The organism is Pararhizobium gei, from assembly GCF_029223885.1.
Classification (GTDB): Bacteria; Pseudomonadota; Alphaproteobacteria; order Rhizobiales; family Rhizobiaceae; genus Pararhizobium; species Pararhizobium gei.
Genome location: NZ_CP119409.1, coordinates 4,339,506 through 4,354,959 on the forward strand (window position 1 = coordinate 4,339,506; position 15,454 = coordinate 4,354,959).

Here is a 15,454-nt window from a genome sequence, read left to right on the forward strand (position 1 = left end):
GTTCGATCCGGACGCCGCTTTTCAGCGGCGGCCGTATTTGAAGCTGTTGAGAAGAACAGCGGTGACGATCACGGCGCCGGTGAAAACCGTCTGCCAGTAGGCGGAGACGCCGATGATCACCAGGCCGTCCGAAAGGAAGCCGATCACGAAAGCGCCGAGCATGGTTCCGATGACCGTGCCGCGACCGCCCGTCAGCGCGGCGCCGCCGATGACGACGGCGGCGATCGCCGTCAGTTCGTACGTGGTGCCGGCGGTCGGGCCTGCGGATGTCAGCTGCGAGGAGAGCACCAGGCCGGCAACGGCGGCGCAGACGCCCGAGAGCACATAGACGGCGATCTTCACCCCCTTGACCGGCACGCCAGAAAGCTCCGCGGCGCGCTCGTTGCCGCCGGAGGAATACAGCCAGCGACCGAAGGCCGTGCGGGCCAGAAGGATGTGGCAGGCGACCGCAAAGACGAGAAGTGCCAGCACGCCGATCGGCACGCCGGCAAGACGGTTGAACCCGAGCCAGTCAAAACCGGTATTGCCGAGTTCGGGACGGCCGCCGAGATTGTTGTAGGTGAGGCCATTGGTCATCAGCAGCGCGATCCCACGGGCCACGTAGAGCACGCCGAGGGTCGCCACGAAGGCCGGCACGCGCAGATAGGCGATCAAGACGCCGTTGACCGCACCGACGACGGCACCCAGCAGGCATGTCAGGACCACCACGACCCAGACGGACGGATAAAGGATCACGCCGAACTGCGGCAGCGTCACACCCTGCATCAGAAAGCCCGCCACGACGCCGGCAAGACCGAGCGTCGAGCCGACGGAAAGGTCGATGCCGCCATCGAGGATGACCAGCAGCATGCCGATCGCCAAAAGGCCGAAGATCGCCACATGCGAGGCCATGATCAGGAAGTTGCTGACCGTGAGATAGTTTGGCGACATCAGCGAGAAGACGACGACGATGGCGATGAGCGCGAAGAAGGCGCGACCTTCGAAAAGAAGTTCGACGAAGCTCTTTTTGCGCTTGCCGCCGCGCGTCGCCGTCTTTGTGTCGATTGCCGGTGTGACTGACATGCGTTGACGCTCCTAGTGGGCATGCACGGCTTCGCCCGAGGCGGCCATGATTTGTTCTTTGGTCACGTCGGGACCGAATTCAGCGGAGATGCGGCCGCGCCGCATGACGATGATACGATGGGCGATGCTCAGGCACTCGCCGACCTCGGAGGTGGTGTAGAGGACAGCGAGCCCGTGTCTGGCGCGTTCGGCGAGCAGCTTGAAAACTTCCGCCTTGGCGCCGATGTCGATGCCGCGGCTCGGCTCGTCGAGCAGGATGACCTGCGGATCGGTCGCGAGCATCTTGCCGATGACTACTTTCTGCTGGTTTCCGCCGGAGAGCGAGCCGATCGGCGCGCCGCCGCCATCCGTCTTGATATGGACCTTGCGGATCGCCTCGCCGACGAGCCCGGCCTCGAGCGTGGCGGAGGTGAAAAGACCGCGTGTGAAGGCGCGCAGATTGGCAAGAGACAGGTTGCGAGCGACGGTCATGGTCTGCACCAGGCCATCGCGCTGCCGGTCTTCCGGCACGAGAACAAGACCGTTGCGGATGCAGCTCGCAATCGATTGGCCGGTGACGTCGCGGCCCTTCAGCACGACCTTGCCGGCCGTCGGCTTGAGGCGGCCCGCGACCGCTTCGAGCAGTTCCGTGCGCCCTGCCCCCATCAGACCATAGATGCAGACGATCTCGCCGGTGCGCACCGAAAGCGAAAGCCCATCGACCACCGAATAGCCCGCGCCACCCGGATCCGGCACCGTCAACCCCTCGATCGACAGCGCGACATCGCCCTTCTCGTAGCCGGTCGGTGGCGAGCCGAGGTCGAAATTGTCGCCGACCATGTGGCGAACGATCCATTCGAGATCGATGTCCTTGCGTTCGGCATAGGCGGTCATTGCGCCGTCGCGCAACACGACCGCGTGATTGGTGATCTGCAGCGCCTCTTCGAGATGGTGCGAGATGTAGACGATGGACACGCCGCGGCTCATCAAGTCGCGGATGACCTTGAAGAGAACGTCCACCTCCGTGGCACTCAGCGCCGAGGTCGGTTCGTCCATGATGAGGATGCGGGAATTGACCGAAAGCGCGCGCGCGATCTCGACGATCTGCTGCTGGCCAAGGCGCAGGTCCTCGACAGGGGTGAGAGGATCGATGTCCTCTTCGAGTTCAGCCATCAGGAGGCGCGTCTGGCGCTCTTCTTCTGCGAAGTCCACCCCCGTCGCCGTCATGATCTCGCGACCCATAAAGATGTTGTCGCGAACGTTCATGTTGGGAGCGAGGCTGAGCTCCTGATGGATGATGGAGATACCGCGATCGCGTGCTTGGGAGGACGACGCGAAAACGATTGGTTCTCCATCAAGAACAATCTCGCCGGAGGTGGGCTGCACCACGCCGGAGAGAATTTTCATCAGCGTCGATTTGCCGGCGCCGTTCTCGCCGAACAGCGTCGTCACCTGACCGCGGTGAATGTCGAAATTGACGCCTTTCAGGGCGTGAATATTGCCGTAGACCTTCGCCACGTTGCGCGCGGCGAGCACGACCTCGCTGCTTTGCTCGGATCCCGGAACGGCGGTCATTGAACGTCGAGCCTTACAGGGGTGACGATCCAGCTTTTCGGGTTGACCAGCTTGAAGACGCCGATCACCGTCGCGGTCTTGCCGGTCAGGCCTGCCGGATCGATCCCGCCGAGCACGACTTTTTTTACCTCATTGTTAATGGCCGAACCGGCGTCCTGATACTCGATCTGGTTCTTGAACTGGCCGAATTCGATTTGGCCCGTCGCATCGCGAAGATCCGTGCCGTTCAGCGCCGGGCCGGTCTGGACCCGCACCGTCAGCTCGGCCGGCAGGCCCTCGATGGCGACAACATTATAATTTGCCTTGCGCTCACCGACGACGCCGGTGAACTTGACCGGGAGGACCGGGCCGACCGAGGTCGCAACACCGTACTTTTCAGCCGCCGCCTTCTTGTCGGCGGCGATTGCCGTCGAAAGGTCGACAGCATCGACGGCGCGCGTCTCGACACTCTGTTTGATGAGCGGAAACTGCTCGGCACCGTAGGCTTCCGGTGAGAATTTCTGCACCTGCACATCTCTTTCGGAGCCGATACGCACGATCGTCGTGTCGAAGACCATGGCACCGGCGAGCACGACAGCGGCCGCAATGCCGATCCACCGGTAGTTGCGCGCGGCCTGGGGCGATTTCGATAGCGTGGCGTCGGTCATGTCGAATGGCCTTGCGGTTGAACGATGAAAACGTCAGCGGGGGAAGCAGAAAGGAACCGGCGATATGAACACGTTGCGAGGCATGTCTGTGGCAATACCGAAGGGCATGGAAGCCTTCCAAACAAAGCGTGTCATGATATCCTCCTCCGATGATGCGCGAGCCAGATCTCCTCACCTGCCCCGCGATGCACTGCACACTTTCTCGCAGTTGCGATATATGTGTGTTATATTTTCCAGTTTATATGATAAATTAACGCAGACTGTCAATCTGCCTTTCTCGACCATATTGCTTTCAAACATGATGTCTCTTCAGATTTTAGCTGACAGACTGAGGACGAATTCCGCCCGAACACCATAGCCTCGCCCGTAAGAGAGAAGACCACACAGTGGCCAGTATCGCCATCCGCATTATTGAAATTACGCATTAATTTTAGCGCGTGCGACCATTGCAAGCACCAAAGCGCCGTATGAACACCGCACCGGAATTATTAGCAGATTACTGAAAACACGGCTTAGCCACACGCATTGTCCGTGCTCATCATATCTGAAAAAAAATTCGTTAGCCGAAAAATTTTACGATACATGCGATAGCTTTGTGTTATATTCTCTTCCGAGGTTTGGAGTTCCGTAGTAAGTCCTTGGGAGGTCAACTTGGTCACGGCCAGATGGCCTGCAAGGCCACGTATGCTTCGTAAAGACGATCGGGAGGATTGAATGCTCTGTTTCGGGTCAGGCGAAGCGACGCAAGATGTCGCGGCATCCGTTGGTGCGCGTCATGGCTGAAACGGCAGACCTCATCATCGGCATCGACGCCGGCACTTCCGTTATGAAGGCCGTCGCCTTCACGCTGACCGGCCGCCAGATTGCCAGCGCCTCCGTCCGCAATACCTACAGGACCGGGGATGATGGTTCCGTCACCCAATCCCTCGATCAGACATGGCTCGACTGCGCGCGTGCGCTGCGCGGGCTTGCCGAAAAGGTCGAGCGCCTCGCCCACCGCACCGCCGCCATCGCCGTTACGGCTCAGGGCGACGGCACCTGGCTTGTGGGCGCCGGAAACCGGCCGGCCGGCGATGCCTGGCTCTGGCTCGATGCCCGCGCCGCGCCGACCGTCGAACGGCTTGCCGCCATCGACGCCGACCGGGAGCGGTTCGAAGCGACCGGGACCGGCCTCAATACCTGCCAGCAGGGCGCGCAACTCGCCCATATGGACCGCTATTTCCCGGAATTGCTGGCCGGTGCCGAAACCGCCATGCACTGTAAGGACTGGCTCTACCTGAACCTCACCGGCGTTCGCGCCACCGACCCTTCCGAGGTCAGCTTCACCTTCGGCAATTTCCGCACCCGCCGCTATGACGGCGATGTGCTCGCCGCGCTGGGTCTGACCCACCGCCGCGCCCTGTTGCCTGATGTGGTCGAGGGTACGGAGACCGTCCATCCTCTGACGGCGGAGGCCGCCGCGGCTTCGGGCCTGAAAGCCGGCACGCCTGTCAGCCTCGGCTATGTCGATATGTGTATGACAGCGCTCGGTGCCGGCGTGCGCAGCGACGGGCGCAATGCCGCCTGCTCCGCCATCGGCTCCACCGGCGTGCATCTGCTGGCAAAGCAGGTTTGCGAGGTCGTCTTGAACCCGGAGCGCACCGGTTATGTCATCGCGCTGCCGATCCCCGGCATCGTCACCCAGGTTCAGACCAACATGGGCGCGACGATTAATCTCGACTGGCTGCTGCAACTCGGCGCCGACCTTCTCGGCGACTTCGGCGTCACAGTCGGCCTCAACGACATGATCGGCCGCATCGACCCGTGGTTTGCCGCCAGCAAGCCGGGCAATATCCTCTACCATCCCTATATTTCCGAGGCTGGCGAGCGCGGTCCTTTCGTCAACGCGCGGGCCCGCGCCAGCTTCACCGGCCTGGCCAGCCGCCACCGCTATCCGGATCTGGTGCGCGCCGTCGTCGAAGGCCTCGGCATGGCGACGCGCGATTGCTACTCGGCCATGGGCGCTCTGCCGCCCGAGTTGCGCGTCAGCGGTGGGGCGGCCCGTTCGACGGCGCTTCGCCATACACTCGGCGCGGCACTTGGGGCGCCGGTTCGCGTCAGCACGCGCGAGGAGGCCGGAGCGGCCGGCGCATCGATGATGGCTGCCGTGGCCATCGGCGCCTACCGCACCATGGACGACTGCATCGCCGACTGGGTAACGCCCCATCTTGGCGAGGCCGAACAGCCGAACCCCGAAGATATCGAACGCATGACGCGCCTCTTTGCCGCCTATTCCGGTGTCCGCCGCGGGATAGCCCCCGCCTGGGACATCCTGGCCGCACGCTGAAGCAGAAGACTGCGCTACCCCCCGCAGGTCGCATTCAAGGAGAATGAAATGAACGAGCCCGAGCTTATTGACCTCTTCGTGATCGGTGGCGGCATCAACGGTGCCGGCATCGCGCGCGACGCGGCCGGCCGTGGCCTTTCGGTCGTGCTGAGCGAGAAGGACGATCTGGCCGAGGGAACCTCCTCGCGCTCCGGCAAGCTGGTGCACGGCGGCCTGCGCTATCTCGAATATTACGAATTCCGGCTGGTGCGCGAGGCGCTGATCGAGCGTGAGGTGCTGCTCAATGCCGCTCCGCACATCATTTGGCCGATGCGCTTCGTCCTGCCGCACAGCCCGCAGGATCGCCCGGCCTGGCTCGTGCGGCTTGGCCTCTTCCTTTACGATCATCTCGGCGGCCGTAAGAAACTTCCCGGCACGCGCACGCTCAATCTGGCGCGCGCCCCCGAAGGTACGCCGATCCTCGACCAGTACACCCGCGGCTTCGAATATTCCGACTGCTGGGTGGATGATGCCCGCCTCGTGACCCTGAATGCCGTGGGTGCAGCGGAAAAAGGTGCCTTGGTGTTGACCCGTTCACCGACCGTCTCCGCCCGCCGCGAAAACGGCGCGTGGACCGTGACGACGAAAAGCAGCACGACGGGCGAAACGCGCACCTTCCGCGCCAAGTGCCTCGTCAACTGCGCCGGCCCTTGGGTCTCCGACGTGATCAACCGCGTCGCCGGCTCGAACTCCTCGCGCAATGTGCGTCTCGTCAAGGGCAGCCACATCATCGTTCCGAAATTCTGGGCGGGCGCGAACGCCTATCTGGTGCAGAACCACGACAAGCGCGTCATTTTCATCAACCCCTATGAAGGCGACAAGGCGCTGATCGGCACCACCGACATCGCTTATGAAGGCCGCGCCGAAGACGTCTCCGCCGACGAGACGGAAATCGATTACCTGCTCAACGCGGTCAACCGTTACTTCAAGGAAAAGCTGCGCCGGCAAGATGTGCTGCACGCCTTTTCCGGTGTGCGTCCACTGTTTGACGACGGCAAGGGCAACCCGTCGGCCGTCACCCGCGACTATGTCTTCGATCTTGAGGAAACCGACGGCGCGCCGCTGCTTAACGTCTTCGGCGGCAAGATCACCACCTTCCGCGAGCTTGCCGAGCGCGGCATGCACCGGCTCAAACATGTTTTCCCCAACATGGGTGGCGACTGGACGGAAAAGGCCCCGCTTCCCGGCGGCGACATGCCCAATGCCGACTACGAGACTTTCGCCAATGGCCTGCGCGATGCCTATCCCTGGATGCCGCGCAAGCTGGTGCATCATTACGGCCGTCTCTACGGCACGCGCACAAGGAGCGTCGTTGCCGGCGCGACTGGCCTCGAAGGGCTTGGCCGGCATTTCGGCGGACAATTCTATGAAGCGGAAGCGCGCTATCTCGTGGCCAGCGAATGGGCGCAGACGGCCGAGGACATTCTCCATCGCCGCACCAAGCACTACCTGCACCTGACCGAAGCGGAGCGCGTGGCCTTCATCGACTGGTTCAACGCCGCCCGCCTTGCCGCCACCTGAGGATCCCCATGCCGCTGACGCTTTCGCTGAACACAAATCCGCTGGTCAACCGCTTCGCAGATCCCGACGACCTGATCGACACCGTCGCGCGCCACCTTCGTCTGCGTGATCTCCAACTGACCCACGAATTCATCAATCCGAGCTGGAACGCTGCTACCATCCACAGGCTGACGCGGCAGATGGACAGGGCGCTTCAGCGCACCGGGGTGCGCGTTACCTCCGGAATGACCGGCCCCTATGGCCGCCTCAACCATTTCGGCCATCCGGATGTTGATGTGCGCCGCTACTATGTCGATTGGTTCAAGATCTTCGCCGACATCATCGGCGATCTCGGCGGAACCTCCGTCGGCACGCAGTTCGCGATCTTCACCTATAAGGACTACGACGACCCGGCGCGCCGCGAAGACCTGATCCGGATCGCCATCGACTGCTGGGCAGAGGTTGCCGAACACGCCAAGGGTGCGGGCCTCTCCTATGTCTTCTGGGAACCGATGAGCATCGGCCGCGAATTTGGGGAAACCATTGCCGAATGCATCAAGCTTCAGGACCGCCTGACCGCCGCCGACATGGCGATCCCCATGTGGATGATGGCCGACATCGACCACGGTGACGTGACCTCCAGCAATCCGGATGATTTCGAGCCCTATGCCTGGGCGCGCGCCGTGCCGAAGGTCTCACCGATCATCCACATCAAGCAGAGCCTGATGGACAAGGGCGGCCACCGGCCTTTTACCGCCGAGTTCAACGCCAAGGGACGCGTCCAGCCGGAGCCGTTGTTGAGAGCCTTCGCCGAGGGCGGTGCGGTCGACAACGAGATCTGCCTGGAGCTCTCGTTCAAGGAGCGCGAACCGAACGACCGGCAGGTCATTCCGCAGATCGCAGAAAGCATAGCCTTCTGGGCGCCGCATATCGATACCGGCGCATCCGATCTCAAGCTGGGCTGACCCTCACCCCTTGCTTGCAACAGGAGGACGGCGGAGGCTAAGACGGAACCTGAAGACCCCTCCGGCTGCAGAAGCAGCACAGGATATCGCCGATGACCGACAATGACGATTCCCTCGCTGTCCGCGCCGCCTGGCTGCATTATGTCGGCGGGTTCACCCAGTCCGCCGTTGCCAAACGGTTGGGCATTCCTTCGGTGAAGGCACACCGGCTGATCGCGCGCGCGGTCGCCGAAGGCGTGGTGAAGGTCAGCATCGACGGCGATATCGCGGAATGTGCCAATCTGGAGGTCGAGCTTTCCACCCGCTACGGTCTCGATTATTGCGAAGTATCGCCCGATATCGACGACGACCCGCTGGCATTGACGACGCTCGGCCATGCCGGCGCGAACTTCCTGCGGCGGGAGATCGAGCGCGGCGAGACCCCCGTCATCGGTCTCGGCCACGGCCGCACGCTGTCGGCCGCCGTCCGTCACCTGCCGCGGCTCAGTGCCAGCGGCACGCGCTTCGTCTCGCTGCTCGGCGGACTGACACGCAACTATGCCGCCAACCCCTATGACGTCATGCACCGCCTTGCGGAAAAGACCGGAACGCAGGCCTATGTCATGCCCGTACCGTTCTTCGCCAACACAGAGGAAGACCGCGAAGTGCTTCTCTCCCAACGTGGCGTCAGCGAGGTGTTCAATCTTGCCAACAGCGCCGACCTCAAGGTGGTCGGCATCGGCACCGTCGACAATCAGGCGCATCTGGTGAAATCCGGCATGCTGCAACCGGACGAACTGGAGGAAATCGCCGCCCTTGGCGGCGTCGGCGAATTGCTCGGACACTTCTTCGACAATAAGGGCCGCATCCTTGAGACATCGGTGACGGCCAGAACGCTCGCCGCCTCTTTCTCAGACGGCGGTAAGGACCGCATCGTTGCAATCGCCGGCGGCCCGGTGAAGACCGAGGCCATCCGCGCCGTTCTCCACAGCCACAAGCTGCGCGGCCTGATTACGGACGAGCGAACGGCGCGGTCACTTCTCCAAGGTTCGTAGGAGCGGGAACTCCGGTTTGTTCTCTGAAGGAGGGTCGGCTCTTCGCCGGATCAGATCAAGGTCCTTATCGCGCCGCCTTCATGGATGCTGATTATAATTGAGAAACATCATCGAGGAAGGGATCGATGCGATCCAGAAACCGTGACACCAGATCGTCTCCCGTCTCCGGCTCGCTCCCCACCATGACTGCCATGACGATTGCAATGAGCGAAGAGGTCGGATTGTGCGTCGATGCGCCGGCTCTGATGTTCATGACAAGCGTCGGGCACAGAAACAGCGCGAGGCGAATAACGCGACGCCAATCCTGCGGAAGCAGATCACGTGCCTTCAATGCGCCGAGAAGGGGCCGCCACATCGTGTCCGCCTTCACGTCCAGCAGTTTGCGTCGCACCGCACTGAGGGTCCAGTCGGTTTCCAGGAAGAGCGTTCCATCCTCGTAGCGGGCACGTCCCGAATATCGTTCTGCAGCTTCGGCGGGATCGTAAAGCCACAGCGGATGTGCGAAAATATTATGGAAGGTTGTCTTCACCTCGGCCAGAAGCGTCGGCACATTCTGTCCGGCGAAGGCCGGATCAAAGTAGGACAGATGCGCCGCTCCATCCGTCTGCGTGTACCAGACATTCGCATTATGCGCATCTCCGTGCGCAACGACTCCGCCTGCGTCGGCAAGCCGATCAGGTCTCAGCCAGACGCTTGCAAGGTGGAAGAGCTCAGCAAAACTGTGGCTATATCGCCGGCCATTGATCACAACGCGAGCCTTGGAGAAAGCCGCCCAGTTAAGATCGGCACCCGGAAGATCAAACCGCTGATCAACATAGAAGCTTTTATAGCGCCCCCCAGGGATCGCCCCGGAATACGGATCCACCAGCCTCTCGTAAAACAGCCGATGGATCGGCTCTGCCGCGACGTCCTGCGGCGTCACGTCATGAAGGCTTTCGAGATAAACCGAAAGCACCTTGGCGGAAAGCTCCTGTTCTGCGGCGACCGCCATCGATTCCGCAGCAGGGTCCGGACTGAGGTCCAGCGCCCGCAGCACATCGGAAAAGCGGGGATCGCTGCGCCGGCGGTATATCAGAATCTGTTCTCCGGGCAGCACCGACATGTAGAGCGGTTGGTCGACAGGAAGTCCGGCGCGCGCGAGGATGTCGGCCCGGTAATATTCGCCGGACATCGCCTCTTCTCCATCTTCCTGATGAAATTTGAAGAAAAACGACTGGCCATCGGCATCGAAAAACCCGTTTAAGGAATTCAGGCTGTATTGATCGTGGTTGATGCGGATCGCTTCCGCCTTCAACGAAAACAGGTCCAGAAGCAGACTGCCCAGAAGCGCGTTTGCGGCCGGCTCGTCGGTCCTCGCCATCCGGCGAATTTCCGCTGTCTTGCTGTTGTTTTCAGTCATCTTTGCTTTCCGCTTCGACGTTATTTCAGGGATGACGGCGCATAGCGGCTGCCGAGGGAATAGCGGTTGCCGGAATAGGTCAGCCGGTTGACCGTCGCGACTTTCGCGCCCGACCATGTCCGGCGGTGGAGAAGGAGGCAAGGAGAACCTTCGTCCAGCTCAAGCATCCGCGCGGTTTGAGCATCCGCGCCGATGGCTGAAATGACATGTTCGACTTCGGTCATCGGCGTCGAGCGCTGCAGGTAATCGTAGGTGGTCATGACAGCGAAGTCCTGCTGATCGTAATCCGGCACCAGCTCGGAATTGACGAAGCGTTCCTCGACCTGGACCGGAATGCCGTTGTCAAAATGGACAACGATCGAATGGGCGACGCGGATCTGCCCGCCGGCTTCAAAGGCTGCCAGGAGTTCGATCTCCGGCTTTATGGTTTCGAGGAGAATGACCTCTGCGTGGTGTTCCCCGCCACGCCCGGCGATCTCGGTGGCGATATTGGCAACCTCGATCAGCGTCGATTGAGGCTTGGGTGGCGCGACGAACGTTCCAACCCCCTGGATGCGCAGCAGGTAGCCCGCGGAGGTGAGCTCCCGGAGCGCCCTGTGAACCGTCATGCGCGATACACCGAGGGTTGCCACCAGGTCGTGCTCGGACGGCAGCTTGCGGCTCTTGTCCCAGGCACCACTGCCGATATGGGTCATGACATAGTCCTTGACCTTCTCGTAGAGGGGGCTGGCATTGTCCGTGAGGTGCGCCGTCGCGGCCGGCTTTCCGTCGAAGGGTTGGGTCACGAGCGGTATCCGTTCGGAGCAAATCGAATGATGGTTTTAAGGCCGGCCACCTCGCCGGCGAGAAGCCGTTCATAGGCCTCCGGCACCGCATCGATGGCAATTTCGCGGTCGATTAGCGCGGCAAGAGCATCGGCCAGTCCGGGCAGCAGGGCGACCGCTTCCGGCAATTCGCCGGCAAAGGCATGGCAGCCGATCAATGCGATTTCGCGTTCAACGAAGATATTCGGATCGAGATCGATGCGGCCATGGGTGATGCCGACCAGCGTCAGGGAACCGCCACCGTCGACAAGTGCGATGGCTCGTCTCAGGACATCGATATGGCCCGTTGCGTCAAGCGCATAGCGCAGTGGGCGGCCGGAAAGCGCCTCCCGAATGGCTTCTGCATCGAGCGCAACCTTGACGGCACCCGTCACCCGGGCAACCAGCCCGGCGCGTTCCAGGTTGCGATCACAGACCAGGATCGGGCCGTCATGCAGGCGCGAGAGAAGAAGAGCCGCGAGCCCCCCGATCGGCCCGCACCCGATGACGAGAACGGGTTCACCGGCGGGAACCGCCTGACGGCGAATCGCATGCAAGGCGACAGCCAGCGGCTCGGCCATGGCCGCGATGGCGGGGTCGAGCGCCGGATCGTGCCTGACCAGCAGTCGCGCCGGCAATGCCGCCTGCTCCGCAAAGCCACCGTCGCAGATTTCCCCGACGAAGCCGAGGTGATCGCAGATATTGCGCCGGCCGCTTTTGCAGGCGGGGCATTCGCCACACCAGAATCGGGAATCGGCAACGACAGGATCGCCGACCGCAAGGTCGTGGACGTCTTTGCCCGTTTCGATAACCACGCCGGCGAACTCGTGTCCGGCCACGGAGGGCGATCGCGTGATCCATTGTCCGGTGCGGAAATTATGAAGATCGGAGCCGCAGATTCCAGCGGCGGTCACGGCGATACGGACACAACCGGGGGATGGCGGAGCAGGGACGCCGATGTCCTCCACCCGAATATCGCCTGCAGCATAGAGTCTCGCCGCTTTCATCGTCATAGATAGTCCTTGCGAACATCGGAAACCGCATGCTCATGCGAGGAAAAACCCTCGTAGCGGGCAAGCGTGCGGGCGTGTTTGGCGAACTCCGGATAAGCTGATGCTGTGACATAGCCGATCGAAGACCGTTTGACGAAGTCGGCCACCGACAGCGGCCCGTAGGTGCGCGCCCAACGGCTTGTCGGCAGCACGGCGTTGGGGCCAAGACCGAAATTGCCGATCGAAACAGGCGTATGCGGCCCCATCAGGATTTCCGCGGCTTCGGTGATATGGCCGAGATGGGCAAAGGGATCGGTCGACAGGATTTCCAGATGTTCCGGCGCATAGTCGTTGATGAAGCGATAGCTTTCCTCGAGCGACGAGGTCAGCACGATGCCGCCACAGCGGCCGGTCAGCACCGCCTTCGAGAAGGCGACGCGTTGTTCTGTCATGCGCGCCCAGTGATCGGGCAGGGCGGCGAGAGCCTCTTCGGCCACACGGCGACTGTGAGTCACGAGATAAGCGGATGAATCCGGACCATGCTCGGCTTCGACCAGGAGATCGAGGGCCGCAAGGCCGCCTTTCACCGTATCATCGGCAAAGATAATCGCCTCGGAGGGGCCGGCGGGCAGGCCGGGATCGATGACGCCGGACAACAGCCGCTTGGCCGCCACGACGAAGGGGCTTCCCGGACCAACGATCTTCAGCGCCGGCTTGATCGTTTGCGTGCCATAGGCGACGGCAGCAACGGCCTGGGCACCGCCGACCTTGTAGACATTCGAGACACCGGCGAGACGGGCGGCGACCAGCGTCGCTGCATCCACGGATCCATCCGGCGCCGGTGGTGTGACGATGGCGATCTCCGGCACACCTGCGACGACGGCGGGCACGGCCGTCATCATCGTCACCGAGGGGAATGCACCCTTGCCACGGGGAACGTAGAGCGCAACGGACCGGATCGGGGTGAAACGGTCGCCGGCATAGGCGCCGGGGCGCATTTCCTTCAGCCACATCGGTTCCGGCTTCTGCACTTCGTGGAAGCGGCGGATGTTGTCGATGCCGAAGCGGATGGCCTCGATGACCTCGTCCTCCACCAGACCGAAGGCTGCGTCAAACTCGGCTTCCGTCGCCTTCAGCCGGCTCTCGTCCAGATCTGCCTTGTCCAGTTCGCGCGCATAGCGCACCAGCGCCGCATCACCCTCGACGCGAACCGCCTCGATGATCGGCTTCACGGTTTCGATGAAGCCGGAGAGATCGGTTTCCGACCGGCGCAGAAGGGCTGCGCGGCCTTGGGCGTCCAGTGTGGAAAGATCGTGGAAGGAGACGTCTGACATGGCTGTTTTCCCGTTTCGCCGGCGCATCCTGCCGGCCTCTGCGTCATTTCGATTTAAGGAAGATTTCAAGGCCGACGAGGCGATCGAGCAGCGCGATCGCCAGCGCCGCGCAGGCGATGAAGACCACCGAGATCGCCGCCAGATCCGGCGTGATAATGGAGCGGATGGAATTGTAGATCTGCACCGGCAGCGTCACGATGCGCGCATCCGTCAACAGCAGGCTAACCAGGAATTCGTTGAGCGCCAGAATGAACATCAACAACGACCCGCTGATGACCCCCGGCATGACGGCTGGCAGGGTCACGTGCAGGAAGGTGGAGAGGGGCGGCGCGCCGCAGCTGGCGGCGGCAAGTTCGAGATCGGGATCGAGGCTCGCGGCACTCGCTGTCACCGCCCAGATCATGAACGGCAGGTTGATGACGCAGCAGGCCAGCCCGACTGGCCAGAGCTGGCCAAGCATCCGCGCCTCGCCGAACACCAGCATCAGGCCGATGCCGGAGCCGATAAGCGGAATGGTGAAGGGCAGAAGCAGATAAATCTGGACCGACTTCTCGAAGCGGATGGCATATTTGGCAAGCGCGATGCCGGCCAGCGTTCCCACCGGGATCGCAACGATCGTTGCGATCGCCGAGACATACAGCGAGCGCAGGAAAGCATCCCACAGATCGCGCGACGTGGCGATCTTCTCGTACCATTTCAGCGAAAAGCCTTCCGGCGGAAAGGTGATGATGTTGCCTGAGGTAAAGGATGCGCCAAGGATGACGATCGTCGGTGCCGACAACAGCACAAGCACGGCTGCAACGAAAATCCAGAGAATGACGGTTTTGCTCACGGGTTCGGTCATCGGCGCGTCCTTCCCATGGCCAGGGTACCGGCACCGAAAAGGGTGAAGACCAAGCCGACCAGCAGCGAGCCGACGGCGACGAGCAGCAGCGCCAGCGTCGAGCCCAACCCTTGATCCGACGTGCGGAAGAACTGGTCGTAAATGGCGTTGGCGATGAAATCCTGGCTGCCACCGCCAAGGATGGCCGGCATGGCGAAATCCGTGAGCGAAAGCGTCAGCACTACGAGGCCAGCCCCGACCAGCCCCGGCCTTGCCAGCGGCAGCACGATGTGGCGGAACGTACGGACCCAGTCGGCGCCGAGAGAGCCGGCCGCCGCTTCCAGCTCTTCCGGTATGGCCGTCAGCGCCGGCGCCAGCATCAGGACGGCGAAGGGCAGCATATATTGGACGAGACCGAAGAGAACGGCCCAATAATTGTAAAGAAGCCGGAGCGGCGCGATACCGACCAGGCCGAGCGCCTCATTGACCATACCCTGATTGCCCAGAATAATCAGCCAGCCATAGGCCCGCACGACCTGGCCGATGAAGAAGGGCAGGAAAAGCGCGATAAGCAGCAATTTGCGGACGATTGGCGAGGACGTACGCACCATCACATAGGCATAGGGGAAGGCAAGAACGAGGGTGACGACCGTAACGATCAGCGATCCCATGAGACTGCGCCAGGCGACCACGGCAAACAGGTTCTCGGTGAAGGCGCGCTGGTAATTGGCCAGCGTATAGGTTTCCGACATCAGGAAGGTGGTCGTATCGAGGGTGCGCAGGCTGGCATCGCCGATCTGCCACAGGCCGAGCACAAGGAGGCCGACGAGCAGCAGGGCGGGCACCAGCATCAGCCACGGGATGGCGCCACCGAAACGCGCCGGCCAGACAAAGGCCGCGAAGGCTTCCAGCGCATCCATGAGGCGCCAGGTCAGGGGATAGGCCGTTTTCGCCGCTCGCATGTCAGTCCTTGTCT

At 62.2% G+C, this 15,454-nt stretch carries 13 protein-coding genes; 4 read left to right on the forward strand and 9 right to left on the reverse strand.

Going from position 1 to position 15,454, the window contains the following annotated elements; all coding sequences use genetic code 11:
- Positions 1 to 21: 21 nt before the first annotated feature.
- Genes PY308_RS20840 through PY308_RS20850 form a run of 3 tightly spaced genes read right to left on the reverse strand, consistent with a single transcriptional unit; the run spans position 22 to position 3,263 of the window.
- Positions 22 to 1,062, reverse strand: a complete 1,041-nt coding sequence (locus PY308_RS20840) for an ABC transporter permease (RefSeq protein WP_275786526.1) — start codon at positions 1,060 to 1,062, stop codon at positions 22 to 24.
- A gap of 12 nt (positions 1,063 to 1,074) precedes the next feature.
- Positions 1,075 to 2,616 (reverse strand): sugar ABC transporter ATP-binding protein, encoded by a 1,542-nt coding sequence (locus PY308_RS20845; protein ID WP_275786528.1) that lies wholly within the window; start codon positions 2,614 to 2,616, stop codon positions 1,075 to 1,077.
- Complete coding sequence (locus tag PY308_RS20850) at positions 2,613 to 3,263, reverse strand: DUF2291 family protein (protein ID WP_275786531.1); 651 nt, start codon at positions 3,261 to 3,263, stop codon at positions 2,613 to 2,615. Before PY308_RS20850 ends, PY308_RS20845 begins: the two co-directional genes overlap by 4 nt.
- Positions 3,264 to 4,038: 775 nt before the next feature.
- On the opposite strand from PY308_RS20850, the gene PY308_RS20855 reads away from it, so the two are divergent.
- From PY308_RS20855 to PY308_RS20870, 4 genes are all read left to right on the forward strand, one after another.
- Entirely contained in the window at positions 4,039 to 5,589 is a 1,551-nt protein-coding gene (locus tag PY308_RS20855; protein ID WP_275786533.1) for an FGGY-family carbohydrate kinase, read from the forward strand.
- 48 nt (positions 5,590 to 5,637) lie between these two features.
- Positions 5,638 to 7,149 (forward strand): glycerol-3-phosphate dehydrogenase, encoded by a 1,512-nt coding sequence (locus PY308_RS20860; RefSeq protein ID WP_275786535.1) that lies wholly within the window; start codon positions 5,638 to 5,640, stop codon positions 7,147 to 7,149.
- A gap of 8 nt (positions 7,150 to 7,157) precedes the next feature.
- Positions 7,158 to 8,093, forward strand: a complete 936-nt coding sequence (locus tag PY308_RS20865) for a TIM barrel protein (RefSeq protein ID WP_275786538.1) — start codon at positions 7,158 to 7,160, stop codon at positions 8,091 to 8,093.
- A 92-nt stretch (positions 8,094 to 8,185) separates the two neighbouring features.
- Entirely contained in the window at positions 8,186 to 9,127 is a 942-nt protein-coding gene (locus tag PY308_RS20870; RefSeq protein WP_275786541.1) for a sugar-binding transcriptional regulator, read from the forward strand.
- Between the two features lie 91 nt (positions 9,128 to 9,218).
- Here PY308_RS20870 and PY308_RS20875 read toward each other — a convergent pair whose 3' ends face one another.
- From PY308_RS20875 to PY308_RS20900, 6 genes are all read right to left on the reverse strand, one after another.
- Positions 9,219 to 10,526 (reverse strand): hypothetical protein, encoded by a 1,308-nt coding sequence (locus PY308_RS20875; RefSeq protein ID WP_275786544.1) that lies wholly within the window; start codon positions 10,524 to 10,526, stop codon positions 9,219 to 9,221.
- 20 nt (positions 10,527 to 10,546) lie between these two features.
- Positions 10,547 to 11,221: a histidine utilization transcriptional repressor HutC gene (gene hutC / locus PY308_RS20880; RefSeq protein WP_275791230.1), complete on the reverse strand. Its 675-nt coding sequence runs from the start codon at positions 11,219 to 11,221 to the stop codon at positions 10,547 to 10,549.
- An 86-nt stretch (positions 11,222 to 11,307) separates the two neighbouring features.
- Positions 11,308 to 12,336 (reverse strand): zinc-dependent alcohol dehydrogenase, encoded by a 1,029-nt coding sequence (locus tag PY308_RS20885; RefSeq protein WP_275791231.1) that lies wholly within the window; start codon positions 12,334 to 12,336, stop codon positions 11,308 to 11,310.
- Positions 12,337 to 12,338: 2 nt separating this feature from the next.
- Positions 12,339 to 13,655: a histidinol dehydrogenase gene (gene hisD / locus PY308_RS20890; RefSeq protein WP_275786546.1), complete on the reverse strand. Its 1,317-nt coding sequence runs from the start codon at positions 13,653 to 13,655 to the stop codon at positions 12,339 to 12,341.
- A 43-nt stretch (positions 13,656 to 13,698) separates the two neighbouring features.
- Positions 13,699 to 14,499, reverse strand: coding sequence for an ABC transporter permease (locus PY308_RS20895; RefSeq protein WP_275786548.1), 801 nt, complete (start codon positions 14,497 to 14,499; stop codon positions 13,699 to 13,701).
- The gene (locus PY308_RS20900; protein WP_275786551.1) at positions 14,496 to 15,440 is read right to left on the reverse strand and encodes an ABC transporter permease; all 945 of its coding nucleotides are present in this window, start codon (positions 15,438 to 15,440) and stop codon (positions 14,496 to 14,498) included. The genes PY308_RS20895 and PY308_RS20900 overlap by 4 nt, the downstream gene beginning before the upstream one ends.
- Between the last annotated feature and the right edge of the window lie 14 nt (positions 15,441 to 15,454).

Bases quoted from the DNA above. Each gene is read 5' to 3' on its own strand.
- hisD (WP_275786546.1), bottom strand. From the start codon at position 13,655: ATGTCAGACGTCTCCTTCCACGATCTTTCCACACTGGACGCCCAAGGC.
- PY308_RS20895 (WP_275786548.1), bottom strand. From the start codon at position 14,499: ATGACCGAACCCGTGAGCAAAACCGTCATTCTCTGGATTTTCGTTGCA.
- PY308_RS20855 (WP_275786533.1), top strand. From the start codon at position 4,039: ATGGCTGAAACGGCAGACCTCATCATCGGCATCGACGCCGGCACTTCC.
- hutC (WP_275791230.1), bottom strand. From the start codon at position 11,221: ATGACCCATATCGGCAGTGGTGCCTGGGACAAGAGCCGCAAGCTGCCG.
- PY308_RS20840 (WP_275786526.1), bottom strand. From the start codon at position 1,062: ATGTCAGTCACACCGGCAATCGACACAAAGACGGCGACGCGCGGCGGC.
- PY308_RS20875 (WP_275786544.1), bottom strand. From the start codon at position 10,526: ATGACTGAAAACAACAGCAAGACAGCGGAAATTCGCCGGATGGCGAGG.
- PY308_RS20850 (WP_275786531.1), bottom strand. From the start codon at position 3,263: ATGACCGACGCCACGCTATCGAAATCGCCCCAGGCCGCGCGCAACTAC.
- PY308_RS20885 (WP_275791231.1), bottom strand. From the start codon at position 12,336: ATGAAAGCGGCGAGACTCTATGCTGCAGGCGATATTCGGGTGGAGGAC.
- PY308_RS20900 (WP_275786551.1), bottom strand. From the start codon at position 15,440: ATGCGAGCGGCGAAAACGGCCTATCCCCTGACCTGGCGCCTCATGGAT.
- PY308_RS20845 (WP_275786528.1), bottom strand. From the start codon at position 2,616: ATGACCGCCGTTCCGGGATCCGAGCAAAGCAGCGAGGTCGTGCTCGCC.
- PY308_RS20865 (WP_275786538.1), top strand. From the start codon at position 7,158: ATGCCGCTGACGCTTTCGCTGAACACAAATCCGCTGGTCAACCGCTTC.
- PY308_RS20860 (WP_275786535.1), top strand. From the start codon at position 5,638: ATGAACGAGCCCGAGCTTATTGACCTCTTCGTGATCGGTGGCGGCATC.
- PY308_RS20870 (WP_275786541.1), top strand. From the start codon at position 8,186: ATGACCGACAATGACGATTCCCTCGCTGTCCGCGCCGCCTGGCTGCAT.